The organism is Larkinella harenae (assembly GCF_054780515.1).
Window position 1 is genome coordinate 249,491 of sequence record NZ_BAAGWE010000005.1, and the last position, 24,654, is coordinate 274,144.

Genomic DNA, 24,654 nt, shown 5'->3' on the forward strand with positions numbered 1-24,654 from the left:
AAATGCGTTACTTAGGCCGTTGACAGGCCGAAAAAGCCTGAAACCATCCCTACGTATGAAACGCTATTTGTTCGGATTATTTTGTGCGCTGCCGTTTGTCGGCTTTGGCCAAATCAACCCCGTGCTCAAAAAAGAGCTGGACAGTATGTACGTTCTGGATCAGCGGTATCGGGCGTATATGATGGAATATTCTAAAAACAAGAAGCTGGCAGACAGTTTAATGACGGCTTTTCAGATTACGGATAATCTAAGCGGAAAGCTTTGGGAATACCAGAATAGGATAGATAGCCTGAACTTGATCCGTGTCAAGGAAATCATCAAAACGTACGGTTACCCGGGAAGTTCGCTGGTTGGCAAACCGACCCATACGGCAGCCTGGTACATTATTCAGCATTCGCCGGAAATTTCTACGTATTTCCCACTCATTGAAAAAGCCGGACAGGCGGGTGAGTTGCCCTTATCGCTGGTTGCCATGATGCAGGACCGCTTGCTGATGGAGCAGCGCAAACCGCAGGTGTACGGAACACAGGCGGCCTGTTACCCACTGCAAACGGATCAGCGCAAACAGGAATGTTTTATCTGGCCGATCGAAAACCCAGCTTCGGTTAATGAACGCCGGAAAAAAGCGGGCTTTACCCAAACTGTGGAGGAAAATGCGAAGCGGCTGGAGGTTGATTACAAAGTGCTGACCATGCAGGAAGCGCAGCAACGCTACCGGCTTGGGAATCCGTGAATATCAGCAGGGGCTTTATTTTTAACGGTATGTTAATTTGTTGTCTTTTTTAAATAAAAGAACATTCGTTTATTTTGCGTTCATTATGAGAATACGGGACGAAGCAAAGGAGTTGGCCATTCGCGAACAGGCAATGGCCATGATTGCCCGCGAAGGGTTCGACGGCTTGAGCATGCAGAAACTGGCAAAAGCAGCGGGCGTTTCTCCGGCCACGATCTACATCTACTTTAAAGACCGTGAGGACCTGATCCGGCAGCTTTATTACGACGAGATGCGGGCAATGAGCACCGAAACACTCAACGGTTTTGACCCTGAGATGCATTTTGAAGAAGGGTTGCGGATTCAGTGGAACAACCGCACCAGGTACTGCCTGAAACACCCGATTCGGATGCACTTCATGGAACAGATGCGTCACTCGCCGTTTCACGAAAAATTCCAGGCTGATGCCAAAAATCCGTTTTCCGAGGTCATGCGTGTTTTTGTCGGAAACGCCATTCAGCGCCACGAGCTGATCCGGTTACCGATTGAGCTTTACTGGTCTATAGCCTACGCCCCGTTGTACCAGCTCATTAAGTTTCATCAGTCGCCGGGTTGGGGCCAATTTGTGTTGGACGAAAAGCACCTGGAAGAAGCGCTACAACTGGTTCTGAAAGCACTGAAACCTTAACCCATCGATGCAAAACGTAGAAACCAAAGCCGGCTTTACAGCCTACGAAAAAGGAATTATCGGGATGTTGGCGTTTATCCAGTTTACGGTTATTCTGGATTTCATGGTGCTCTCCCCGCTGGGTGCCCAGCTCATCGCTGAGCTTAACATCACGACCAGCCAGTTTGGTTGGGTGGTGTCGGCGTATGCGTTCAGCGCCGGTACCGCTGGTTTGCTAACCGCCGGTTTTGCTGACCGTTACGACCGTAAAAAGCTCTTGTTGTTTTTCTACAGCGGCTTTGTGATTGGAACGCTCCTTTGTGGCATTGCCCCCACGTACCAGTTTCTGCTGGGCGCCCGGATTATTACCGGACTGTTCGGCGGGGTGATCGGGTCGATTGGGTTTGCCATCATCACGGATATTTTTGCCTGGCAGGTGCGTGGCCGGGTCATGGGATTTGTGCAGACGGCGTTTGCCGCCAGCCAGGTGCTGGGCATTCCGTTGGGGCTGTACCTGGCCAACAAGCTTGGCTGGCATGCGCCGTTTTTGTTGATAGTAGCCGTCAGCGTTGTTGTCGGACTTGCCATTGTGGTTTACATGAAACCGGTTAATGCCCACTTGCAGCTCAAATCAGAACGAAATCCGTTTCAACACCTGCTGCATACGGTTTCGCGGCCGAGCTACCTGCGCGGATTTGCCAGCACTGCGCTTCTGGCTACCGGCGGTTTTATGCTGATGCCGTTTGGAAGTCCCTTTGCCATTTATAACCTGGGTATTTCCCTGGCCGATCTACCGCTTATTTACATGGTAACCGGCGTTTCGGCCATTATTATCGGCCCATTGGCGGGCCGGCTTAGTGATAAAATTGGCAAATTTCCCCTGTTTTCCTACGCATCGCTGTGGGGAATTCTGGTCGTTATTGTGTATTGCAACCTGGGCACCACGCCCCTCTGGCAGATTATGGTCATCAATGTATTGCTATTTGCCGGTATTTCGGCCCGAATGGTATCATCGGGGGCGCTGGTGTCGGGTGTGCCCGATCCGCAGGACCGGGGCGCTTACATGGGCATCAACTCCTCGGTGCAGCAGATTTCCGGTGGGCTGGCTTCACTGGTGGCTGGTGCAATTGTTGTACAAGCTGCGGATGGAAAATTGGAGCGCTACGATTTGCTGGGATACATCGTTGCGGGAACCATGGTAGTGACCATTGCCATGATGTATATCATTAACCGCGATGTGGCAAAAAAGCAGGCGGATGAAGCCGTGAAAAAAAAGGAAAATCCTGAAATAACCGTTGCTAAGCAGAGTTTTGAATCCTGATTAGCGCTGTCTCGGACTGCGATCTCCACCCGTTTAATCTGCTAAATTTCGCCGTATCCGTAACCTTTTACTAAAAAATGCGTCTAATAGAAACGCAAAAGCATTTGCGGACGTTTTCTGTTTGATAACCAAGGGTATAGGTCTGTGCATCAACGAAGAACCAGTTTTTCAATTGTCCTGTTTAGTCTTCTCTCAATAACCGTCGCGACAACGGCGTTGGCGCAGCGTAAGGCCCGGAGTGGGCCATCTAAAATGCCAGTGCGGACGGTTTCTGCCCCGAAGCCGGCGGGGGTTAATTTCTGTGGAGAACCAGTTCCGTTGGAAAGCGGGGCCGTGGCTCATAACCTGTCGGTGGCGCTCATGCGAAACATCTCCTCCCAGAATTACCTGATCAATTTCCGGCGCCGGGCCATTGCGCAGTATTTCCCGATCATTGAACCCATGCTGAAGAAATACCGCATTCCCGACGATTTCAAATACCTGGCCGTGGTCGAAAGCGGTTTGCAGGCCGATGCGGTGTCACGGAAAGGGGCGCTGGGCTACTGGCAGCTCATGCCCGAAACCGCCAGCGAACTGGGGCTGAAAATGACGGACAAGGTGGATGAGCGTAAGGACCTGCTCAAGTCAACCGACGCGGCTTGCCGCTACCTGCGGATTTTATACCGCAACCTGGGCTCCTGGACGATGGTGGCGGCTGCTTACAACGGTGGCATTGGCCGGATGCAATCGCACATGAAGAAACAGCGCGAGACGAATTATTACTTCCTGTCGATGAACCAGGAAACGAGTGATTACCTGTACAAAATTGTGGCGGTTAAGGAGTTCTTTCAATTTCCGGGTCAATACCTGACCAGTAACCTGATGGCTTCAGCAGGTAATTCCTACGAGCGCGAGCGGGCCGAAGCCATGGCCAAAGGAATTATCCCGACGGAAGAACCGGAGCCCATTGGGTTTGCCATTCAACCCAAAGAAAGCCTGGAACTGCGCTTCGAAAGTGCCTCGGTCGATAGCTTGCTGGGGGCTTTGACCCGACCTCAAACCGCTCCTTCGGTTTTGTTCAAAGGCGATGTACAGGCCGAACTGGTTAAACCGGGCAAAGTCGCCATTGGGCAAACCTGGCAGTTCCGGTTAACAGAAGCCACGCAGATTGGCGACCAGAAGCTGGGTAAGGATGATGTGCTTTACGCCCTGGTGGATGACATCGATCAGCGGTCAGGTCAGGTTTTTCTGCGCTCAACGAAGTTGGTTTCGGCCACGGATCAGCAGGTTTACAAATTGACGCTGATTTGTCTGAACCCACAAACCGGCCTGGCTGGCGTGCCTCTTCCCAAAGCCGATCAATTAAAACCGGGTGGACGGAGCTGGATGGTCAGTTGGAAAGTATTGTAGCGCCATACCGCTCGACAGCAGCAAGCCCTGTTATACGTTGGCTGTGGGGCTATTTTGCGGCTGCTAGCCCTTGTTTGTAGACCTCTATCGCCCGGTTTCGCGCCATTGTGTGCTCCACAAGAGGTTCACGGTAGTCGAGCGAATTCCATTCGGGTACCCACCGACGGATATATTCTCCGTTAGGATCGAATCGCCGGGCCTGCAACGTGGGATTGAATACCCGAAAGTAAGGAGCGGCATCCGTGCCCGAACCGGCGGCCCATTGCCAGCCGCCGTTGTTGGCCGATAAGTCGTAGTCAAGAAGTTTCTGGGCAAAATAGGCTTCGCCCCAGCGCCAGTCGATCAGCAGGTGTTTGCAAAGAAAACTAGCCGTGATCATTCGGACGCGGTTGTGCATCCAGCCGGTTTCGTTGAGCTGGCGCATGCCAGCATCAACAATCGGATACCCCGTTCGGCCTTCACACCAGCATTGAAACTCTTCTTCGTGGTTGCGCCATTGAATGTTGTCGTAAGCGGGTCGGAAAGAAGCCGTTTCGACGTGTGGAAAGTGATCGAGTACCTGGAAATAAAAATCCCGCCAAATCAGTTCGTTGAGAAAAGTAGCACTGTGGGCCTGGGCCTTTCGGGCCAGCTCACGGATGCTGATGGTACCAAATCGAAGGTGAACACTCAGTTCACTCGTTCCCTGAATGGCCGGGAAATCGCGGCTTTGCTGATACTGTTTCAGTACATTCGCGCCAACGGTCTTTTCGGGAAAAGGCTTATTCGATGGGCGAAACCCCAATTCTTCCAGGGATGGAATGGGATACGCATCGGTTTTTAGAAAATTGCGACTATACTTTTCTGTGGGGTAGGACGAAAGGTAAAAGTCATTCAGCTGGTGGCGCCAGTTCCGGCTGTAGGGCGTAAAAACCGTGTAGGACGAGCGATTGGCGGTCAATACTTCATCTCGGTCGAAGATGGTTTGATCCTTATAGGTGTAAAATTCAGCACCGTTTTCGTACAGCAAATCGGCTACAGTTTTGTCGCGCTGTTTGGCGTATACTTCGTAATCATAATTGGTATAAACCGCCTGGATCGCAAATTCTTTCAGGAGTTCCTGGTAAACCTCCAGCGGTTTGCCGTACCGAACCATCAAAGATGTTCCCAATTGCCGAAATCCGTCCTGCATGTCGAGCAGCGTGCGGTGAATGAACTCCAACCGGCGGTCCTGTTTTTCGTCAAGTGCGTCCAGAATGGTCCGGTCAAAAATGAAAAGCGGCAATACGGGCAACCCGCTGCGCAGGGCGTGGTACAGGCCAGCGTTGTCGTGCAGGCGCAAATCCCGGCGGTACCAGAATAAGGCGACGGGTTCTTGGGTGGGGTCGGGCATAGAACGGTTTTTTGTGGGCAACCGCCGGTTTAGCGGAAATGTTTTTCGTTACACCGACTTTAAACCGCGATATTACTTCTGCCTGCCTATCTTTGAACCATCAAACAGATGGATGCCTTTGGCAGAAGCCGGGCAGTCGGAACACTAGAGATCAGACACGAACGGTAGTTCGTGGGTACGTAGGCTATGCTCGCTCTTCCCATATCGTTAATCCTGGCATTGAGTTTTGTAATCGTTGGAGTGTACCTCGAACGAAAAGTATCGGCGTTTATTCAGGACCGCCTGGGGCCGATGGAGGTTGGTAAATATGGGTTGTTGCAGCTCATCGCGGATTTGCTGAAGCTCATGCAAAAAGAAGACATTGTGCCCAAAGCGGCCGATCGACGGCTTTTTCTGCTGGCTCCCATGATCATTTTTGCGTCGGTTTTTGCCGGATACGCCGTTCTGCCATTAACCCCCGATTTGCAGGGATCCGCCACGAGCGTCGGAGTTTTCTACCTGATGGCGATTGTATCGGTCGACGTGATCGGAGTGATGATGGCCGGCTGGGGGTCCAACAACAAATATTCCCTCTTTGGGGCCATGCGTTCGGTGGCTCAGATTGTTTCGTACGAAATACCGCTGGGCCTGACCATCCTGTGCGCCGTCATGATCGGGCAGACGCTGAATTTACAGGAGATGAGTTTTCAGCAGGGCATTTATGCGGAAGAAACCAATTATCTGTTCGGACTGAAGTTTCTAAACGTCGATGTAACCAACTGGGGCGGTATCTTTAGCTGGAATATTTTCCGCAATCCGTTTTTGCTCATTGCTTACGTTATCTTCTTTATCGCAACCCTGGCCGAAAGCAACCGCGCACCTTTTGACCTGCCCGAAGGCGAGTCGGAGCTGGTGGGTGGTTACAACACCGAGTACAGCGGAATGCGGTTTGCGCTGCTGATGCTTTCGGAGTATGCCATGATGCTGCTGGTGTCTTTCCTGGGTGCAATTTTGTTTCTGGGAAGCTGGAACACGCCCTTGCCGAACCTGGGTCCGCTGCGGCTGGCCGACTGGACGAGTGGACTGCCGGGAACAGCCTGGGGAAATATCACAGGCTTTTTCTGGCTTTTTGCCAAAGCCATGCTCGCGGTGCTGGTGCAGATGTGGGTCCGCTGGACGTTTCCCCGGGTACGGGTTGATCAGATGATGTTTCTGTGCTGGAAAGTATTGACCCCCATTGGCCTGATTCTGGTGCTGATTTCCGGGATCTGGCGGTTGTTGATGGTATAATGGCACTTTATTTGTCCCGAAACAGTTAGACAAATACAAGTACCAAAACATACTACATGTCTTTTACGAAATTACCGCTCATTGAGCCCATTTTGAAGGCTCTGAGCGCCGAAGGTTATACTACTCCCACACCCATTCAGGAACAGGCTATTCCCGTTTTATTGGAGCATCAGGACCTGCTGGGTTGTGCCCAGACCGGTACCGGCAAAACCGCAGCCTTCGCCATTCCTATTCTGCAAATTCTTCACAATCAGAAAGCCACCGAACGGGGTCCGAAAACCGTCAAGGCTCTGATTCTGACCCCTACGCGCGAGCTGGCGATCCAGATCGGCGATAGTTTTACGGCTTACGGACGGTTTCTGGAACTGCGTCATACGGTTATTTTTGGGGGTGTTTCGCAGCACGCTCAAACGCAGGCGCTCAAAGCCGGGGTTGATATCCTGATTGCCACACCGGGCCGTCTGCTGGATTTGATGAACCAACGGTTTATTGATCTGCGGCACATCGAATTGTTTGTGCTTGACGAGGCCGACCGGATGCTCGACATGGGTTTCATCCACGACGTTAAAAAGGTGATTGCCAAATTGCCAACGCAACGGCAGTCGCTGTTTTTCTCGGCCACGATGCCGCCGGATGTGGCGAAGCTGGCCGATACCATTCTGAAAAAACCGGTCAAAGTGGAAGTGACGCCGGTTTCGTCTACGGCTGAAACCGTTCGGCAATCAGTTTATTTTGTGGACAAAGCAAACAAAAAGCGTCTGCTGATTCACCTGCTAAACGATCAGTCAATCGGCTCGGTATTGGTGTTTGCCCGCACCAAACACGGTGCCGACCGGGTGGCCAAGGATTTGTCAAAAGCGGGGATTCAGGCCGAAGCCATTCACGGAAATAAATCACAAAACGCCCGGCAACGCGCCCTGAATAACTTCAAGAACCGGCAGACGCGGGTGCTGGTAGCGACCGACATTGCCGCGCGCGGAATTGATGTGGAAGAACTATCGCACGTTATCAACTACGAATTGCCAAACGTTCCGGAAACCTACGTTCACCGGATTGGTCGAACGGGTCGGGCGGGCAACAGCGGTTTTGCTTTTTCATTCTGTGATGCTGAAGAAAAAGAATACTTGCGGGATATCAATAAGTTGATTTCCAAAACAATACCGGTGGTCGATAATCACCCGTATCCGTTGGGGTCTGCACCTGCCGTAGCCGCAGCCGAACCGCCAGCGCGTTCGCAAGCGGGGAACGGTTTGGGCGGAAACCGCAGTGAAACCGTGGGAGCCGGATCAGGTTTCCGCAATGGAAACCGTCGTCGGTTTGGCCGGCGCTAAAGATGAACCACGGTATTTTTCCGTTTGATCGTCAGTTCGGCGGGTAAGTGAGCCAGAATTTCCTGTTTCAGGGCATCAATCAGTTTCCGTTTCAGGAAACTCCGGTGTGTGATCAGGCTTACTTCCCGGACCGGTTGTGGCGCTTCAAAGGGGCGAATCCGTGATTTCCGAACGTCATCCATGTCGAGCGTCGCCAAATACGGCAGTAGGGTAAAACCGTCCTGTTTATCAATCAGTTTGATCAGCGTTTCGAGCGACCCCGTTTCGTAGCGGAGTGGTTGGCTGCCGTTCTGGCGCTTATCCGCTCCGCACAGGCTAACAACCTGATTACGAAAGCAATGACCTTCGGTGAGCAGCCATAAACCGTCGGTCTTCAGATCGGTGGACTCAATCGCGGTTTTTTGGAACAGCGGATGCGAGTTGGCGGCATACAGAACGAAAGGTTCGTAGAACAGCGGAATTTCCATTAAACCGTTCTCATCCAGGGGTGTTACTACAATCCCCACGTCGATGAGACCGTTTTTGAGCCGCTCCAGAATCTGCTCGGTCATCATTTCCTGTATTTGCACCGTTACAGCCGGATACCGTTCAATGAACTGACCGATGAAGAAGGGGAGTAGGTACGGCGCCAGGGTTGGAATGATTCCGAGCCGGAGCTCTCCGCTGAAATCTTCGCGGGATTCTTTCACAATTTCCGGAATTCGCCGGGCCGCACGCAGCACATCACGGGCCTGATTCAGAATGGTTTGGCCAGTTTCGGTTGGAACAACAGGCTGCTTCGAGCGGTCGAATAACAGAATGCCCAGCTCGTCTTCCAGTTTTTGAATTTGCATACTGAGCGTGGGCTGGGTGACATGGCAATGATCGGCCGCGGTGGCAAAATGGCGGTAGGTATCAACGGCAACAATGTATTCTAACTGCGAAAGCGTCATTCTGGGTGTGAAAAAGAAATCGAGTTGATATAGATAAATTTGATGCAAAAATAAAACATATTGATTGGGTTGATGCAGTTTGCGTTGTAATTTTGATGTACCAATTCGCTATTTACGTATGGAAGTACCCAGTTTATCCATTAAAAATCAATCTCCGGACGTTCAAAAACCACTTGGCAAAACGGGCGTCTTGATCGTGAATCTCGGAACACCTGATAGTCCATCGGTGCCGGATGTTCGAAAATACCTTCGGGAGTTCTTGATGGACGGGCGTGTTATCGATATTCCGTATGCCCAACGGTTTTTTCTCGTTAATGGCATTATTGCGCCGTTCCGTGCTCCTAAATCCGCTAAAGTTTACCGCGAACTGTGGACGGTCAATGGCTCGCCGTTGAAATATTACGGTGAAATTGTCGAGCGGGAATTGCAAAATAAACTGGGCAACAACTACGTGGTGAAGCTGGCCATGCGTTACCAGAACCCAAGTATTGACGCTGGACTATTGGCTTTTCAGCAGCTAGGTTTGACTGATATCGTAGTAATTCCGTTTTTTCCGCAATATGCATCAGCCAGTACGGGTTCGGTATACGAAAAAGTAATGGATATTGTAGGGAAGTGGCAGGTTATTCCGCGGATCGAATTCACCAACCGCTTTCTGGATCATCCGAAGTTTATCGAAGGGTTTGCTCAGCGGGCGCGCCAGTACATGGACACCGAAACGTTTGATCACTACCTGTTTAGCTACCACGGGCTTCCTGAACGACAAATTTTGAAAGGAGATGCAACGGGTCATACCTGTAAATTGGGAGCTTGCTGTTCGTCGTTCCACGGAATGAATCAATATTGTTACCGGGCTCAATGTTTCGAAACGACTCGATTGCTGGTTCGTGAACTGGGCATTCCGGAAGGGAAATACACCACTAGCTTTCAGTCGAGGCTAGGAAAAGAACCCTGGATTAAACCCTATACCGACGAGGTGATTCCGGAACTGGCCCAGAAAGGTATCAGGAGCGTGCTGGCTTTTTCTCCCGCTTTTGTGGCCGATTGCCTGGAAACTACAATTGAGGTTGGAGAAGAATACAAAGAATTATTTGAGAAGCACGGCGGTAAGCGCTGGCAGTTGGTCGAGAGCCTCAACGATAGCCCGATCTGGATCGATCTGTTGGTTGATCTTGTGAAAAAGGCGGGATGACCTTTGATTCCAAAACCAATATTAACTTTTTGGATCTTGGTGTTCAGGAAGATGTAGAACAACAAAAGGCCCGCTGAGCAGCGGGCCTTTTGATTTAACGGGCGGCTACCTCCTGCCCTTTGGGGGTAAACTTGACGACGGCGTTCTTGACCGGGGTAACGGTTTTCAAATACGTAAAAATCGCTCCCAGATCCTGTTCACTCATACCCGAATACATAATCCAGGGCATAATGGTATTGAACTCGGCATGTTCAAGCGTCGCCGGATGTTTGTAGCCCTTTTGCTGGGCGTCTTTGAAGCGGGCAACGAAGGCCTGCTTGGTCCAGGAGCCCAGACCGGTTTCCGGATCGGGTGTCAGGTTGGAAGCCCGGACCGTTCCGGCAGGCATCGGAAACGACCGTCCACCCGCGAAAGCCATGCCCGGCAGAGGCTGTCCTTTGTCATCAACCGGCGTATGACAATCTCCGCAGCTGGCGAACGTAACCAGGTATTTGCCATACGCAACCGAGTCGGTAGGAACCGGCCGTTTATTGCCTTCGGCTTTGGCCGGAATGGTATTGATAATCAAGCTCATCGGAAAATCGGATTCGGGTGTCGGAATCGAATTGTTCTCGATGGGTTTCAATGTCCGTATATAAGCAATAATGGACTTAATATCTTCGGGATCGACCTGGCCGAAATTCCCGTAAGGCATAACGGGAAATAACGCTCGTCCATCTTTAGAAACGCCCGCCGTTATGGCGCGGTAAATTTCGCCGTCGCTCCACCCGTTGAGGTGGGCTGGCGTGATGTTTCGGGCGAAATAAAGACCGGGAAATCCCATCTCGCGGGTAAACGCTTCGCCACCTTTGCCTTCAGTTCCGGCCACTACCGGTCCGCTTGAAATCTTCCAGTCCCGCTCGGAGTGACAATCGATACAAACCGCTACGTGAGTGGCCAGGTACTTACCCCGGGCGATCTGGGCGGAATCGGCTTGAACCGTTAATTCGGGAGCAGGGCCTACATCAGGGAGGGCAGTTTTAATGTAAGTGATACCGCCGACGACCAGGAGTATAATAATGCCGAGGATAATGGACAGAATGCGCCAAATTTTTTTCATAGCTATAGTTAAAAAGAGTCGTTATGCAAGGTACTGTAAGGGACCCTGTTAAGGCTAGTACGGGCTGCCCTGCAAATGGCTAACTTATTATTTGGCAACAAAAAAACCGGCAGGGCCCGAAAAGCCCTGCCGGTATGTCGATGAAGTGTAATTTATAACTTATAAAACGGTAATTAAGCCTTTCACGACTGAACCCAGGCGGATGGCATCAAAAACACGGGCTTCTGTTGCTCCGTGCTTCAAAACACTTTCTTCGTGCGAACGAACGCACAATTCACAGCCATTTACGGCAGAAACAACCAGGCTAACCAGCTCGAAAAATTCTTTGCCCAATACCGGGTTCATCATGATGCTCATCCGAATGCCGGGCTGCGTTTGCTGGTAATAATCCTTTCCGGTGAAATGACGGAACCGGTAGAAAACGTTGTTGGTGCTCAAAAGCGACGTACAGGCCAGCGTTTCGGCAATTTCGGCATCCGTAGCACCTTCCTGACGGGCCAGCGTCGAGAAGCTGTCAATCAGCGGCTGGTGCTTCTCATTAACCGCCACCGACAGCGCCAGCAGGCTGGTTTCCTTCTTGGTTAGATGCTGGCTGCTATTCAGGACGTTGCCAACGTTTATTTTGAGATCGCGCAGGTACCGCTGATCAACTTGGCCGAGTGTTTCCAGCACCGGGTAAGAAGCCGTTGTATCCAATCCCAGATTGGTCAGCAGCGACAGGGCGGTTTCGTTTTGAATGGAAGTCGTCATGGTTTGAAAGCGTGAAAGAAGGAGAGAGTGAAAGCGCCGGTTAGTGACTAAATTTTGGCGAAGCTATTTGCTCTCTCATCCTTTCGCAATTAAAATTATGCGTTCAGCGTTTCTTCGCCTTTCACCCAGTTGCAGGGGCACAGCTCGTCGGTTTGCAGTGCGTCCAATACACGGATTACTTCGTTTACGTTCCGGCCAACAGACAGGTCGTTAACCGATACCCAACGTACAATGCCTTGAGGGTCAACAATGTAGGTAACACGGTAAGCAATTTTTTCGTTGGCTTCCAGGATACCCAATTCTTCCGCAAGTGATTTTGACGTATCGGCCAGCATCGGGAATTTCAGCCCACGCAGGTCGTCGTGGTTTTTACGCCATGCCAGGTGAACAAATTCACTGTCCGTTGAAGCACCGATGACGATGGTGTCGCGGTCTGCGAAATCTTCGAATTTGTTATTGAATTCGGCGATTTCAGTCGGGCAAACAAACGTAAAGTCTTTCGGCCACCAGAACATCACCAGCCATTTGCCAGCAGCTTTATGGTCATCGGAAGAGATTTCGTAAAACTCGTTGCCTTTTTCCAGGGATACAACAGCCAGTTTCTTAAATTCCGGGAATTGTGACCCTACGGATACAATATGATTTTTCATAGTTTTAACTATTTGTACAGGTTGTCTGGAAATGATTTCTGTACAAAAGTGGTAAGAAAAACGATGCCACGCACATTGTATTTATTGATTTGATATAGATAAAAATGATGAGAATTATCATTAAATAGCCTAATAGGCGTCATGGAATGGCTGCAAAACCGTAGGTGGTCTGGAATAGGATAAATGAAAATAATAATAGTGCTATTGATTTTTAGTAAATATGAAAATAAAAAGATCGGGTAGTGATTTGTCGGTTCGACAAACTCTACCCGATCTGGGGTTGAAACGAGAATATTACTTAATAAACTCGTATTTCCATCAGGGCTGCTGGGGCGGCTCCGTTCATGGCTTTCAGATGGACGCTTAAACTGCGGGTTTCGATGGGTTGATCAAAACGGACCGTATTGCGCGTCTGGTGATTATGCATTTGCTCAAAAATCCGTTCTTTCCGGTCGTTGCAGAGTGTGTAGTCACGAATGCAGAAGGGAACTTCCGTCTCGGGATGCGTCATGATAACGGTTTCGAGTGGGTGGTCGAAATCGCCATCAAAAAACAATTCTACGCGGCTAATGCGCTGCGTTTCCGCCCAGCTTAGCGTCACCGTCGGGTTCGGATCGGATGGGTCAGCAACGTAACCGTTGGGCTGGTTCGTAGGCCTTTGCACTCCGTTGCGCAGGTTTTCGACGCCGAATAGCGCAATGCCGGGATTAATTTTCATCGCCAGGTTCTGGCCTTTGGGCCGTCGCTCCGGTGTCCAGAACTCAAATGCATCCACGCCAATATCCTCGGTTGGCTCCTGTTTTCCGAAGTTGGAAACAGCCGCGTTCACCTTGTTAAAAACCGACAAAAGACCCGTCACCCGTAATGCACTGTATTGCAGTCGAATGTGCTCATTTTTTATGAACAGGATAAAGACGTAAGCCGGTTCTTCGAGCGTAGCCTCAAAATTCAGCGTAAGTTCCTGCCGACCTTTCGACACCGGAATCGTCAGAATCTGGAGCGGTACGTCGGGTGTATGGTTCTCCGGTTTGCTGCTCCGGCGCAGTTCCACCGTCAGCGTAGTGTCCTGATCGGCACTAGCCCAGACCGTCAGCTGTGGCACTGGCCCGTCGGGTAACGGCAGCATCTGACCCGCCGACGAAGTCAATGGAAGTAACGGACCATCGGCGGGAAGTTCGTTCAGCACCAGTTCGCTGGAAGCCGTTAGACGAGCACTGTGGGCCAGATCAGAACCGTCGAACAGGTGCAGGCCCGGAATGTGCTGCCCGGTTTTGAGCAGTTCCTGCTGCAGCTCGTGCATCCGAACGGGTTCGGTCAAATTGCGGGGCAGCAGGCCGTCGCGCGTACACAGGGCGGCCGCCATACCCACCGCCTGCCCGCCGTGCGCGCTGGTCCCCATCACCCGCGAGGAAGCAAAAGCCACGTGCGAGGCACTGATGATTCGCCCGGCAATGAACAGGTTTTTGATGTTTCGGCTGTATAGACTACGGTACGGAATCTGGTACAGACCTTTGCTATGCCATTGGTTACAGCCCGGTTTTTCGGAGAAAACGCCGTCGGCGGGGTGCAAATCCAGCGACCAGCCACCGAAGGCTACCGCATCGGCGTGCGTCCGTTGCTCGACGACATCCTGCTGTTTCAGCATATAATCGCCTTCAAACCGTCGGCTTTCGCGCTTGCCGGGAATCTGCCCAACCCATTCAAGCGTCATCGTTTCGGCTTCCGGAAACTGGCCGGAGTTTTTGATGTGGTTCCAGACGCCATACACCACTTTCCAGAGTTCCCATTTGATGGTTTCGGTGTCGTGCACGGTATCGAGCCGACCGCCGTATTCGATCCACCACAGTTGGCAACCGAATTCTTTGGCATTGAACCGCCGATAGCGCGGGATTTTAGTAATGTCCTGCAAGGCGTAGGAGGGCGGCACAAACCGCACGGGTTTGCCGGTATCTTTCGTGTAGAAATACAGCGAGTGCCCCAGCAATTCGCCGTATTCAGCCGTAGGTGCAAACTTCTCGCCAAACTCCTCCGCCGATTCGGCCCCCATTCGGAAAGCCGCTCCGGCCTGGAACGCCATCACACCGTCGCCTGAGGCATCGCAGAATAGCGGAGCTGTCAGGTCGTAGGCGGTGCTGTTCTGGGTGCAAAAGGCTTTTACTGCGCTGATGGTTTCCGGTCCCGACTTTTCGATTTCGTACACGGCGGTGTTTAGTAAAAGCGTAATGTTCGGTTCGTTGACCACTTTTTCGAGCAGAATGGTGTCGAAAATCAGCGGGTTACCTTCCGGATTACGGTACAGGTTTTCCAGTAAAACCTCATCGATAAAACCACCTTCGCGGGCCCAGCGGTTGTTGTTGCCCATGTGCGAGGTGGCCCCCAGAACCCACAACCGGACTTCGCTGGAAGAATTTCCTCCTAACACGGGACGATCTTGTACCAGGACCACGCGCGTACCCGCGCGGGCTGCTGTAATCGCACAGCAGGTACCGGAAAGTCCTCCGCCTACCACAATCAAATCAGCTTCGTATCGAACGGTTTTAGGCGCTCGCTTATCGGTTGCTTGTTCGCGTATCATTCGTTAAATCAATCGTTTGTGCAAGTATGGAAAAGCCTGTTGGTTTGATTATTTCTACGGTTAGCGTGTTCTCAAAACCGCTGACCGGCAACGTAAAGTCCGCGGTTTGGCCCGGTTGCAAATCCGGAATAAGCAGGGTTGAGGTGCCCGTCTTTAACCGGTACTGCCGGAGCGTGTAAGCTGGAAAATCGGTGCGGGCCGTGACCCGGAGTTTGAGTTGGTGAACACCTTCCGAGCCGGGTGTCCAGCTGAGCTTCTCGATGGTTACGGGCGCCATCCCGTTGCGGTGGGCGTTGTACAAGGGCCGTTTCGAGCGGTCGTGCCGAACCAGTCCCCAGGGGCGGGTACCGTCCGGGTTCGTACCGTCGTGCCGGCTCAGGTAATCGTTGTACGACCACCACGACGCACCGATCACATAGGGTAGCTGGCGGATGTCGCTCAGAAACTTCTCCAGGTGCGTAACCTGACCCGCTTCGCCGTCTTTGCCATCTGCCCGGGTGCCGTACTCGCTGATGAAAATCGGTTTGTCGGGATACAGCGAATGAATGTGTTTCAGGATCGGCGCGTGGTTGCCGTAGGTGTTGGTCGAGATAAAATCGCAGTACTGACTGGCTTCGTCTTCCGGCTTTTTGGGCAGAATGTTCAGGCGCATCGACGCGAAGGTATACAGCCGCGTGGGGTCGAGTTCGCGGGCGTAAGCAATCATGTCTTTGGTCCAGCGCTGTCCGGCGGGTTGCTCAGAGAGGTATTCATTTCCAACGCTGTAGGCAATGACGCTGGGGTGGTTCCAGTCGCGCTCAGCCATCTCCCTGAACTGCTGCCGGAACTTGGTGCGAATCGTGTCGTTATCCATCTGCCGGGGCGTCAGCTGCCAGTTACCGGCTTCGGTGATGATGAGCATTCCGTTGCGGTCGGCCCAGTCATAGACGGTTTCGGCGGGCGTGTAGTGCGTCAGCCGGTGCAGTTCCATGCCGGCTTCCTTCATCAGCCGCAGGTCTTTTTCCACCAGCCAGTCCGGTTCCAGCGACCCCAGTTTCGGATAATCGACCACCCGGTTTCCACCCGCAACCTTGATCGGCTGGCCGTTGAGCAGCAACTGCGTTCCTTTTACTTCCACTTTCCGAATGCCAAAATGGGTCCGGACAGTATCAGTTGCGGCCACCACCTGAAGGTCGTACAACGTCGGTTGGTCGACGCTCCAGAGCTTCACATCGGCGGCTTTCAGGCCCGTTTCGGCTTCCCAAACCGTGGTCTGATTTGTCGTCTGGCCCGGCTGCTGTTTCCAGCTAACGTTGACGGTTTTACCGTTTTGTTCGAGTCGGAAAGTCAGTTTCGGCGTTGTCGGTTGCCCGGTGGTGTTCCGAATCCGGGTTTTAATTTTGAGCGAGGCCGTTCCTTTCGTCAGATCAGGCGTGGCTTCCACTTTGACATTTTCGACGTACACCGCAGGTTCGACGGTCAGGTAAACCGGACGAATCAGCCCGCCGTAATTGATCCAGCCGGGAAACGGGTCGTTGGGTTGGTTGTAGTCCTTCGAGCCGGGAATGGTACCCGTGCGCCAGGTATTATTATTGACCGAAACGGCGATGGTATTGGTTCCCGCTTTCAGGTGATCGGTAATGTCGAAATGGAAGGGCGTGTAACCGCCTTCGTGCGTGCCGACTTTCTGGTTGTTGAGCCAGACGACGGTTTCGTAATAAGCCGCGTCGAAATGCAGCAAAACCCGTTTGCCGGTGGTTGGTTGCCAGGGAAAGGTCCGGCGGTACCAGGCAGTTCCGGTGTAAAACTGATAGCGCGGATCAACGGAAAAGCAGTGCGGCACGGTGACTTTATTCCAGCGGTTAATCGGGGCATCGTCGCGGTACCATTTGCCGGTTTCTCCCACATCGTTCGGGTCCATCGCAAAAACCCATTCGCCGTTCAGCGGAATGGCTTTCGGATCGCGGAGGGTATACTGCCCAAACGAAACAGAGGTCAGGTGAAGAAGAAAGAAAAGAAGCAGGGGATGAATGAATTTCATAGAAAACAGCGGAAAGGATTTTTTCCTTTGATTATTCGTGACTTGAATTAGCTACGGTGGCAGATTGTGACTGGATTGATGGTATTTGAACGCGCCGGGATGCCCGCCAGGGAATCAGGGATGCCACTAAAACGACGCCCGAAATGGTGGCGGTTATGGCAGCTCCTTTCGTTGTCAGGAAACTCAGCCCCAGCAGCATCACCGCCGTAAAAGCCAGCGATACGGCAATAATCCGTAGTCCAAACCGGTTTTGCTTTTTGACTTCGATGGCTTCTTCCAGACTGATGTTTTCAACGGCTTCAACCCGCTTTTGAGCCTTAGCAAGCTGATAATTTCGTTCTTCGTCAGCGACTTGCTGGCCGGACTGTGCCGAACGTCGGGCCGCCCAAAGTTCGTAAGCCAGCAGGAGCAGCAACGGCAGCCCAACACCGATAATGGTTTCGGCTCCGCGCGTGAGTTTAAAATCCAGTAGCCAGGGCGAAACGGCTTTGAAAAACAGGTTGACCAGCAAACCGATGCTCGTAATCCAGAGGGTTGCCTTTCCGGTCAGGCGTTTGGAAAACAGGGCCCAGAGAGGAGGTGCCAGCAGCGGACCACCGGAGATGGACGAAATGCTCAGCACCACTTCCACAATCCCGCCAGCCGCCGGAACCAGCAACGCAATGACGATCATGCCAAACCCAAAAAACCAGGATGAGCCCCGGGCGATGCGCATCAATTGCCGATCCGACGCATTCGGATTGATCAGCCCTTTGTAAATGTCATTGGTAAAAACCGCCGAAACCACATTCAGGGCCGTGTTGGCGCTGGCCGAGGTCGAGAAATACATGCCCGTCAGCATCAGGCCCAACAGGCCCGGTGGCAGCACCAATTTGCAGATCATCAGGTACGCGTTTTCCGTGTCAAGACCCGTTAGCGACGGATTGATGGCTTTGTAAATCATCGGTGGCAACATCCAGATGACGGGGCTGACGAGGTACAAACCGGCGAACAAAAAGGCCACCTTGCGAGCCGATTTCGGGCTGTCAACGCTGGTATACCGTTGCACAAACGTCCAGTTTCCGCCGATGTAACAGATGTGGTAAATCACAAAAGCTGCCACGAAACCAAAGGTGTATTCGCCATTGAGCAGGTTGAAAAAGTCGTCGGGAACGGCTTTCGTGAAACCGTCAAAACCGCCCACGCGGTCCAGCGAAAGCGGCAGGAGGATAAAAACCGCAGCCGACAATACCACAAACTGCAAAATGTCGGTGACCATCACCGCCCAGAGACCACCTACGGCGGTATAGGCAATCATGAAAATGCCTAGCCCAATCGTGCAGGGCACCAGCGGCAAGTTCAGCGACGAGCTGACCAGTTTGGCGACCGGATACAGTACCGAACCTTTGATAAACAGCGAAACCAGTGTAAAGATGAAAATGTAGGCTTTCTGAACCGTAGTGCCCAGTCGTTCGCGGATGAACTCGGCCGCCGTCAGCGCACCGGTGGCTTTCCAGCGGGGCGCCAGGTACAAGCCCGTGACGAGTGCGCCGATGCACATAGTCCACTGAATCGTGATGGCCACCCAGCCGTGTTTGTAGGCGATGGAGCCCCAGGCCACGAACGTTCCGGCGGAGAAAAAGCTCATAAACAGCGACAAGCCGCCGATGAACCACGGCACGGCTTCACCACCCGCAAAGAACGACTTCAGGTTGCGGCCAGTTCGGGCAAACAGCATCCCGATTCCGAGCACAAAAGCCGAGAATACGAAGATGACAAGGGAATCAATGGTTGTATTCATCCAGATAAGTTATTATTTCTCCAGGGTAATGACTTCAAAGCCAAACGGGGGCAGTTGCTTCCGGGTAGCCGTTTGTCCTTGTGCCGCCATTTGAAAGTCAGATGGGTGAGCACTGTTGTTTAGCAAAATTGCAAATACCTTATTGCTCTTCTCCGATTTCGCCAGAATGCAATCGACCGACGGATTATCAATTTTTACCCGGTTTTCGTCAATCAGCAGCGTTGCTTTTTCACCATTGACGGTGCCGGCGGCAAAACCGTAGGTCTGGTGCGGCCCGACTTTGGGCGTCACAAAACCGCGCGGGAACGTCACTTTTCCGTTCGAGCGCAACTCGGCTTCGGCCAGCAGATAATCCGTCAGCCAGCCGATTTGCCACCAGGCGTGGTGCGGATACGGCCCTGCGCCCCGGTTCATGGCCTGCCAGTAATATGACGCCACGCTGGTTTTGGCATCCACAAACGCATCCCGGCCAATGGCTCCCGCGCGGGCCATATCGGCAAAAATCGGCTCTTGGGTCAGGGCGTACATCCGGATGAATAAACCTGCGTGGCTGCACAACTGAATCGGACCGTGCCGACCCGCCGAGCCGAAAATGCCGCCGTGCTCGAAGCTCAGGCCCGTCTGGCTGATTTCCCAGTCTTCGCGCGGAGTGCCATTAACGGTTTTGGGCTTGTGGCTGGCAATCGGATGGGTGTAAATCGACGTGGTGTAAATCTTGGCGCAGGTGATGGCGGCTTGCTTATACCGTTCGTCTTTGGTCAGGTCGTACAAATCCAGAAAAGCCTGGGCCGACTGACCGGTGGCAAAGTCGGGGGCGTAGCGCGCATCGCCACAGACGCCCAGAAAACTCCCGGTTTCGACGGCGTTCTTGATCAGCCAGTCGGCACCTTTACGGGCCGCTGCGAGGTACTTCGGATCGTTCAGCAGTCGGTGCGCCACAATCATTCCGTAGAACGTCGGTCGAACATCCTGAATGTCCTTGAAAATCTCTTTTTCGGTTTGTTTGTCATAAGCCACCGCCCAGCTACCATCCGGCTTTTGCCAGGTCAGCAGCCGCTCTGCCCCAAACCGAAGCCGCTCTTTCAGCTCGGCATCATTCGGTTCGAACAAGAGCATGTTGCCGATGTCGAGCATGGTATAGTACGTCAGGGCGATGGGTTCTACAACCGCACCCCACTCTTCGACGAACTTCTTCGACTTGGCTAAATAATACTGGCCTTCAACGGCACCTTTAAAAAAGTTATTGGCGGTTTCCTGCTGAACGAGCTTGAAATTTTCGGCGTAAGGCAGCACGTTTTTGGTCAGTGACGAATCACCGGTGGCGGTTGCCAGCATCCACATGGCACCATAATCCGAGTTTTTCATGGCGTCTTTGTTCGAACCGACTACCCCGCCCAGGTAGGACTGGGCACCGATATTTTTCCCTTCAAACTCTTCCACGTTCCAGAGCGACGTTTTCGGATCGATCAGGTAGTGGTGCATTTTCTGGATCCGGTCGGTCAGCGATTGTTTGCTCTTCCGCAGGGCCAGCGTTTCTTTAAACTGGTAGATATCATAAACCGTGTGATTCAGGGCTTTGAACCAGTCACCGTCGGTCAGGCTGTAGCGGAACGTGTAACTGACAGTTTCACCCGGTTTTAGCGCCGACTTCGGTTCCCCCAGAACCGGGAAATACAAGGTTGGCGAAAGCTGCGCTTTACGGTTCATGTGCGACAGACCAATGTTCCAGTCAAGCTGCGTGATTTTGTCGTTCGCCCACGGATCGCGCGCCAGACCGGGCTCGGCAATGACCGAAAGCGTCAGGCCATTCTTTGTGCTGATCATGGGCGAAAGGGTGCTCGCGCAGCGTTCGCGGTACAACACCGGCAGGGTCGGAATGCCGTGCCCGTAGGCGTAGGCCAGCACAAAATTGGGCTGGAGCTTATTGCCCTGAAAATACCCCGGAACCGTTGCCCAGGCTAAACTCTGTTCGGGAATATCGGCCAGCGTGGGCGTTGCCAGCGAGAAAAAACCGCCTTTCTTGGCCGTCAGCGTTTGCTTCACAATCACGTCCTGCGGAAACTTCGGATCGATGGTCCATTCCGTGCTGACTGTGGCTATTTCGGTGTCCTGCCGGAACGTGAGGCTATTTTTGCCGGTTTGCTTCGCTTCTTTCGGAAAGAAATGGAGTGCCTGTCCGGCGGTGTTCAGCGCCACCGGGCTGGTGCATTCGGCCCACTGAACCTGCTGGTAATGGTATTCTTTTTCCGGGAAATCGACGCCGGTAATGGTTTTGAAGGTTTGCTCCGGCTTATCCGACGGTTTTTCGGTCGCATAAAGCAAGGTGTTTTCGCCCGACGGTTTGGCCAGCGTCTGCCACTGTTTGCTTTTCTGCGCGGCTACTTTCTGCAATCGCCAGCCGCTGGCCGTCGACTCCCACACCAATTGAATCCGGTCGTTGGAGAGGCTGACGGTTTTGGACTTCTGGGCAAAACCGCTGATACTGAGCAATCCGAATAGTAAACTAAGGCTGTATTTCATGGTAAAGATTAAGTTGGCAGCCGCCTGTATTTCTGGAGACTACTGGAGTTAGTGAAGCCCATCACGGTTTGGCAGGTGCCGGTTCGTCCTTAATGATCGCCATGAACTCGGGCAAATGTTCCTGATAAACTCCGCGCGGTGACGTATTGTATTTCTTGGCGACATAAGCCGCAAAACCGACTACTTCGCCCATCATGCCGCAAGTCCGCATGACGCGGGTACTGCCAAAAGCAACATGCGTTGTGCTGATGTTCCGGCCAGCCATAAACAGGTTGTTGATGTTCTTGGAGTACAGACAGCGGTAGGGAATGGTGTACGGTGCTACTTTGATGTGCTTGGTACCGGCAAAAAACTCCTGACCCTCAAAATACTTGCTGTTTTTGGCGTCCGGGAAATGGAGGTCGATGGTCCAGGTGGCGGTCACGGTGCCGTCCGAATACTGCTTACCTTCCTGAATGTCCATCTGGTTCAGGATGTAGTCGCCCAGCAGCCGCCGGGATTCGCGTTTGCCACCGATGTAGGCCACCCACGCCAGCTCACGTTTGCTGTATTTATCCTTCTTATTGTTTTTCAGGTACGACCAATTGCCGTAGATCGCCCGCAGGTTATGATCCCGGATTTTCTCGGCATCGGTGATGGTGTTGTAGTTGCCAAAACCAGTTTCCCACTGCCAGTCCGACCGGGCCTCGTCGATGTGGTATTCGTCCGAGAAGGGCAGCGCCCAGGGAACTTCCGGAAATGAAGTAGCGGTGTCGCGCTCCAGCGATGCCCACAGGTTCGAGGTGCCCAGCGTGAAATCGTCGGATTTTTCGGCCGCCAGCGATTCGCCGGTTTCGGTTTTGCTTTCGCGGCCAAACCGATAGTCGGCACCGGCCAGGTGTCCCAGCGTACCGTCGCCGGTGCAGTCGGAGAAATACGTTCCCGTAAACCGCACTTCTTTGTTGGTAGCGATATCACGACCAATGACAGCCGTAATGGCGTTGCCTTTCTTCTCGATTTTATAAACGTGCGTATTCAAATACAGCGTAATATTCCGCTCCCCTTTGACAATTTGAGTTTTCCGGGCGTCGCCGTACTCCAGTCCATCCGGATGGCCGTTTCCCGGATCGCCGTTGTCCATTTCGCGGACAATCCGGCCCAGTTTCGGATAGTGGTTTTTGTCAACATCACCCCGTAAATGCACCCGAACTTCGGAGCTGTTGTTGCCCCCGAGTACCGGACGGTCCTGAACCAAAGCCACTTTCAATCCCATCCGCGACGCCGAAATGGCCGCGCAGGTTCCGGCGATGCCACCACCGACAACCACCAGATCGAAGTTTCCGGCTTCGGTAGGTTTGTCGGTCAGGTTCAGCAATTTGGCCCGGAAAGCCGTCAGGTCAACGGTTTTATCCGGGGGCGTAAATTTCGGCGTGTTGGTAAACAGAATGGCGTCGCAGCGACCGTTGAACCCCGTCAGGTCGTGCAAGGCAAGTTGCACCTGATCGGTTTTGATATCAACTTCACCGCCGGGGTACCATTTCCAGGCATCCGAGCCGCTTTCGCCGAATACTGGTTTCAACGGGGTGCCGTCGATGGTTACCTGAAATTTGCCCGGTCCTTTCGGAAACGGTGCCCAGTCTTTGGTACGAACCCAAAGCTGATATTTCCCTTTTTTGGGGAATTTGACGGTGGTGGTGGCGTCTTTCACCGGTCGGCCCAGGCCGTGCGCCATCAAATAAGAGGAGCCGATGACGACGAACGATTGCTGGTCGATCACCCAGCCGCCTTTGTTTTCAAACGATTCAGTTTCCACAAAAACGTGGTCCTGGGCAATCGCTTGCCATGCCATCAGCAGAATCAGCAGCGTTTTAAAGATAGTTTTCATTGCATCGATCGGTTTATGTAGTTGGATAGGGGTTTAGGGATGATGGATACGGTACGCCTTCATTTTTGCTTGAACCGCCGGACTTCTGGGTTTTAAATCCGTCAGTAATCGGTAAATTTCGGTGGTATAATCGGAATTGTCAGTCGTCAGGTGGTTGGCCAGAATCTGCACGGTTTTATCCGAGAGTTTGGGCTGGGCAGCCAATACGTTCCGCAACAACCGGAACTGCTCGGGATTTGCCCTGATCAGTGCCTGGGCGATTTGCTCGGCCAGCGGAGGACGAAAAGGGATCGTCGGTAATTTCTTCAGAATGGCCATCTGCAAGGGATAGGCTGCCTGTTGGTACGTTTCCCACAACCAGTTTTGCCGCCTGGCATCAGCGAAAAATTGACTGTTTATCTTTTGCAGGGCGTAGCGGGCCGTGAAAACGTTTTTGGCCCGCATGATCTGCATCAGATCCGGGCCGAACGAGTCGGCAACCACTCCATTTTTATCCATCACGCGTTCCATCGCCCAATACTGGTAGTGGTGGTTATCGCTGTTCAGGAACTGGTGCAACAGATCGTCGGTCCGGTAAGTCTCGGTGATTTTCTGCATTTCGTTCACAACCGGCCCGTGGGCCAGGTGCCAGAGGGTATAGCAGGTGTACACCGCGCCGTCGATCACTTCATTTTTGACGGTTTTCAGCGTGGCCCCGGCCTTGGCGTCCACCGAGTCGGCCAGGTTTTCGGTTCCTTTTCCGACCAGATCTTCCATGGCCACATCGTTCAGCAGTGAGTTCGAATTGCTTAGAATTCGCTGAAGTTTTTCGTAGTCTTCCGGTTTGAATTCTTTGTGATCCATTTTGGTCAGTACCTCGCGGGGCGGAAAGTCGAACCGAAGGTAATTGCCCAGCAAATCCCAGTAAAAATTGATGTAAACCGGTTTGCATTCACCCGTTAAGCAGACGGGCGTAAATACGTTTCGGAAGAAATACAACGGTTTTTCGGATGCGTCCAGCGCCAGTTTCAGCACGTAAGTTGTCGTGTCGTTTTCGGTAATGGTAAATTCGCGGATTTTGTTCAGCGGTAAGATGGCATTCGGCTCCGTTTGTGCTGGGCGAGAAAATCCTGGCATACCCGAATTAGAGGCCACTCCGGGGCTTCCAATACCGACCAGCAGCAGGATCATCATTGCCAAGACACCGCCTTTGTTCCGCATCAGGTTCTTTC

Annotated in this window: 18 protein-coding genes; 7 read left to right on the forward strand and 11 right to left on the reverse strand. The window is 52.6% G+C overall.

The window, feature by feature from the left end:
* Nucleotides 1-55 precede the first annotated feature (55 nt).
* The 4 genes from ACYVH9_RS22995 to ACYVH9_RS23010 all read left to right on the forward strand — a co-directional run bounded on the left by ACYVH9_RS22995 (nucleotide 56) and on the right by ACYVH9_RS23010 (nucleotide 4,089).
* A complete protein-coding gene (locus tag ACYVH9_RS22995) occupies nucleotides 56-733 on the forward strand; it encodes a DUF6624 domain-containing protein (protein ID WP_460638760.1) in 678 nt (225 codons plus the stop codon).
* Between the two features lie 85 nt (nucleotides 734-818).
* Nucleotides 819-1,400, forward strand: coding sequence for a TetR/AcrR family transcriptional regulator (locus ACYVH9_RS23000; RefSeq protein WP_460638761.1), 582 nt, complete (start codon nucleotides 819-821; stop codon nucleotides 1,398-1,400).
* A gap of 7 nt (nucleotides 1,401-1,407) precedes the next feature.
* Nucleotides 1,408-2,700, forward strand: a complete 1,293-nt coding sequence (locus ACYVH9_RS23005; protein WP_460638762.1) for an MFS transporter — start codon at nucleotides 1,408-1,410, stop codon at nucleotides 2,698-2,700.
* A gap of 144 nt (nucleotides 2,701-2,844) precedes the next feature.
* Complete coding sequence (locus ACYVH9_RS23010) at nucleotides 2,845-4,089, forward strand: lytic transglycosylase domain-containing protein (RefSeq protein WP_460638763.1); 1,245 nt, start codon at nucleotides 2,845-2,847, stop codon at nucleotides 4,087-4,089.
* A 49-nt stretch (nucleotides 4,090-4,138) separates the two neighbouring features.
* On the opposite strand, the gene ACYVH9_RS23015 is transcribed toward ACYVH9_RS23010, so the two are convergent.
* Nucleotides 4,139-5,461 carry a cryptochrome/photolyase family protein gene (locus tag ACYVH9_RS23015; protein WP_460638764.1) on the reverse strand — a complete coding sequence of 441 codons (1,323 nt, stop codon included), beginning with the start codon at nucleotides 5,459-5,461 and terminating at the stop codon, nucleotides 4,139-4,141.
* Between the two features lie 186 nt (nucleotides 5,462-5,647).
* Here ACYVH9_RS23015 and ACYVH9_RS23020 point away from each other — a divergent pair, with 186 nt between their 5' ends.
* Together ACYVH9_RS23020 and ACYVH9_RS23025 are read left to right on the forward strand one after the other, a co-directional pair.
* Complete coding sequence (locus ACYVH9_RS23020) at nucleotides 5,648-6,730, forward strand: complex I subunit 1/NuoH family protein (protein ID WP_460638765.1); 1,083 nt, start codon at nucleotides 5,648-5,650, stop codon at nucleotides 6,728-6,730.
* 56 nt (nucleotides 6,731-6,786) lie between these two features.
* A complete protein-coding gene (locus ACYVH9_RS23025; protein ID WP_460638766.1) occupies nucleotides 6,787-8,061 on the forward strand; it encodes a DEAD/DEAH box helicase in 1,275 nt (424 codons plus the stop codon).
* Here ACYVH9_RS23025 and ACYVH9_RS23030 read toward each other — a convergent pair.
* Nucleotides 8,058-8,993 carry a LysR substrate-binding domain-containing protein gene (locus tag ACYVH9_RS23030; protein WP_460638767.1) on the reverse strand — a complete coding sequence of 312 codons (936 nt, stop codon included), beginning with the start codon at nucleotides 8,991-8,993 and terminating at the stop codon, nucleotides 8,058-8,060. The genes ACYVH9_RS23025 and ACYVH9_RS23030 overlap by 4 nt on opposite strands.
* A gap of 118 nt (nucleotides 8,994-9,111) precedes the next feature.
* Here ACYVH9_RS23030 and hemH point away from each other — a divergent pair, with 118 nt between their 5' ends.
* Complete coding sequence (hemH, locus tag ACYVH9_RS23035) at nucleotides 9,112-10,185, forward strand: ferrochelatase (protein WP_460638768.1); 1,074 nt, start codon at nucleotides 9,112-9,114, stop codon at nucleotides 10,183-10,185.
* Nucleotides 10,186-10,279: 94 nt separating this feature from the next.
* Here hemH and ACYVH9_RS23040 read toward each other — a convergent pair whose 3' ends face one another.
* The 9 genes from ACYVH9_RS23040 to ACYVH9_RS23080 all read right to left on the reverse strand — a co-directional run bounded on the left by ACYVH9_RS23040 (nucleotide 10,280) and on the right by ACYVH9_RS23080 (nucleotide 24,643).
* A complete protein-coding gene (locus tag ACYVH9_RS23040) occupies nucleotides 10,280-11,284 on the reverse strand; it encodes a c-type cytochrome (RefSeq protein ID WP_460638769.1) in 1,005 nt (334 codons plus the stop codon).
* Between the two features lie 159 nt (nucleotides 11,285-11,443).
* The gene (locus ACYVH9_RS23045; RefSeq protein WP_460638770.1) at nucleotides 11,444-12,034 is read right to left on the reverse strand and encodes a carboxymuconolactone decarboxylase family protein; all 591 of its coding nucleotides are present in this window, start codon (nucleotides 12,032-12,034) and stop codon (nucleotides 11,444-11,446) included.
* A 95-nt stretch (nucleotides 12,035-12,129) separates the two neighbouring features.
* Complete coding sequence (locus ACYVH9_RS23050; protein WP_460638771.1) at nucleotides 12,130-12,684, reverse strand: peroxiredoxin; 555 nt, start codon at nucleotides 12,682-12,684, stop codon at nucleotides 12,130-12,132.
* Between the two features lie 298 nt (nucleotides 12,685-12,982).
* Nucleotides 12,983-15,259 (reverse strand): FAD-dependent oxidoreductase, encoded by a 2,277-nt coding sequence (locus ACYVH9_RS23055; RefSeq protein WP_460638772.1) that lies wholly within the window; start codon nucleotides 15,257-15,259, stop codon nucleotides 12,983-12,985.
* Entirely contained in the window at nucleotides 15,234-17,279 is a 2,046-nt protein-coding gene (locus ACYVH9_RS23060) for a glycoside hydrolase family 2 protein (protein WP_460638773.1), read from the reverse strand. The genes ACYVH9_RS23055 and ACYVH9_RS23060 overlap by 26 nt, the downstream gene beginning before the upstream one ends.
* A 31-nt stretch (nucleotides 17,280-17,310) precedes the next feature.
* The gene (locus tag ACYVH9_RS23065; protein WP_460638774.1) at nucleotides 17,311-19,059 is read right to left on the reverse strand and encodes a sodium:solute symporter family protein; all 1,749 of its coding nucleotides are present in this window, start codon (nucleotides 19,057-19,059) and stop codon (nucleotides 17,311-17,313) included.
* A 12-nt stretch (nucleotides 19,060-19,071) separates the two neighbouring features.
* Nucleotides 19,072-21,579, reverse strand: coding sequence for a glycerophosphoryl diester phosphodiesterase (locus tag ACYVH9_RS23070; RefSeq protein WP_460638775.1), 2,508 nt, complete (start codon nucleotides 21,577-21,579; stop codon nucleotides 19,072-19,074).
* Nucleotides 21,580-21,640: 61 nt separating this feature from the next.
* Nucleotides 21,641-23,443: an FAD-dependent oxidoreductase gene (locus tag ACYVH9_RS23075; protein ID WP_460638776.1), complete on the reverse strand. Its 1,803-nt coding sequence runs from the start codon at nucleotides 23,441-23,443 to the stop codon at nucleotides 21,641-21,643.
* Between the two features lie 33 nt (nucleotides 23,444-23,476).
* Nucleotides 23,477-24,643 (reverse strand): hypothetical protein, encoded by a 1,167-nt coding sequence (locus ACYVH9_RS23080; protein WP_460638777.1) that lies wholly within the window; start codon nucleotides 24,641-24,643, stop codon nucleotides 23,477-23,479.
* Nucleotides 24,644-24,654: the final 11 nt, after the last annotated feature.

Bases quoted from the DNA above. Each gene is read 5' to 3' on its own strand.
- ACYVH9_RS23040 (WP_460638769.1), bottom strand. From the start codon at position 11,284: ATGAAAAAAATTTGGCGCATTCTGTCCATTATCCTCGGCATTATTATA.
- ACYVH9_RS23045 (WP_460638770.1), bottom strand. From the start codon at position 12,034: ATGACGACTTCCATTCAAAACGAAACCGCCCTGTCGCTGCTGACCAAT.
- ACYVH9_RS23065 (WP_460638774.1), bottom strand. From the start codon at position 19,059: ATGAATACAACCATTGATTCCCTTGTCATCTTCGTATTCTCGGCTTTT.
- hemH (WP_460638768.1), top strand. From the start codon at position 9,112: ATGGAAGTACCCAGTTTATCCATTAAAAATCAATCTCCGGACGTTCAA.
- ACYVH9_RS23000 (WP_460638761.1), top strand. From the start codon at position 819: ATGAGAATACGGGACGAAGCAAAGGAGTTGGCCATTCGCGAACAGGCA.
- ACYVH9_RS23005 (WP_460638762.1), top strand. From the start codon at position 1,408: ATGCAAAACGTAGAAACCAAAGCCGGCTTTACAGCCTACGAAAAAGGA.
- ACYVH9_RS23080 (WP_460638777.1), bottom strand. From the start codon at position 24,643: ATGCGGAACAAAGGCGGTGTCTTGGCAATGATGATCCTGCTGCTGGTC.
- ACYVH9_RS23015 (WP_460638764.1), bottom strand. From the start codon at position 5,461: ATGCCCGACCCCACCCAAGAACCCGTCGCCTTATTCTGGTACCGCCGG.
- ACYVH9_RS23075 (WP_460638776.1), bottom strand. From the start codon at position 23,443: ATGAAAACTATCTTTAAAACGCTGCTGATTCTGCTGATGGCATGGCAA.
- ACYVH9_RS23020 (WP_460638765.1), top strand. From the start codon at position 5,648: ATGCTCGCTCTTCCCATATCGTTAATCCTGGCATTGAGTTTTGTAATC.
- ACYVH9_RS23070 (WP_460638775.1), bottom strand. From the start codon at position 21,579: ATGAAATACAGCCTTAGTTTACTATTCGGATTGCTCAGTATCAGCGGT.
- ACYVH9_RS23055 (WP_460638772.1), bottom strand. From the start codon at position 15,259: ATGATACGCGAACAAGCAACCGATAAGCGAGCGCCTAAAACCGTTCGA.
- ACYVH9_RS23060 (WP_460638773.1), bottom strand. From the start codon at position 17,279: ATGAAATTCATTCATCCCCTGCTTCTTTTCTTTCTTCTTCACCTGACC.
- ACYVH9_RS23025 (WP_460638766.1), top strand. From the start codon at position 6,787: ATGTCTTTTACGAAATTACCGCTCATTGAGCCCATTTTGAAGGCTCTG.
- ACYVH9_RS23050 (WP_460638771.1), bottom strand. From the start codon at position 12,684: ATGAAAAATCATATTGTATCCGTAGGGTCACAATTCCCGGAATTTAAG.
- ACYVH9_RS22995 (WP_460638760.1), top strand. From the start codon at position 56: ATGAAACGCTATTTGTTCGGATTATTTTGTGCGCTGCCGTTTGTCGGC.
- ACYVH9_RS23030 (WP_460638767.1), bottom strand. From the start codon at position 8,993: ATGACGCTTTCGCAGTTAGAATACATTGTTGCCGTTGATACCTACCGC.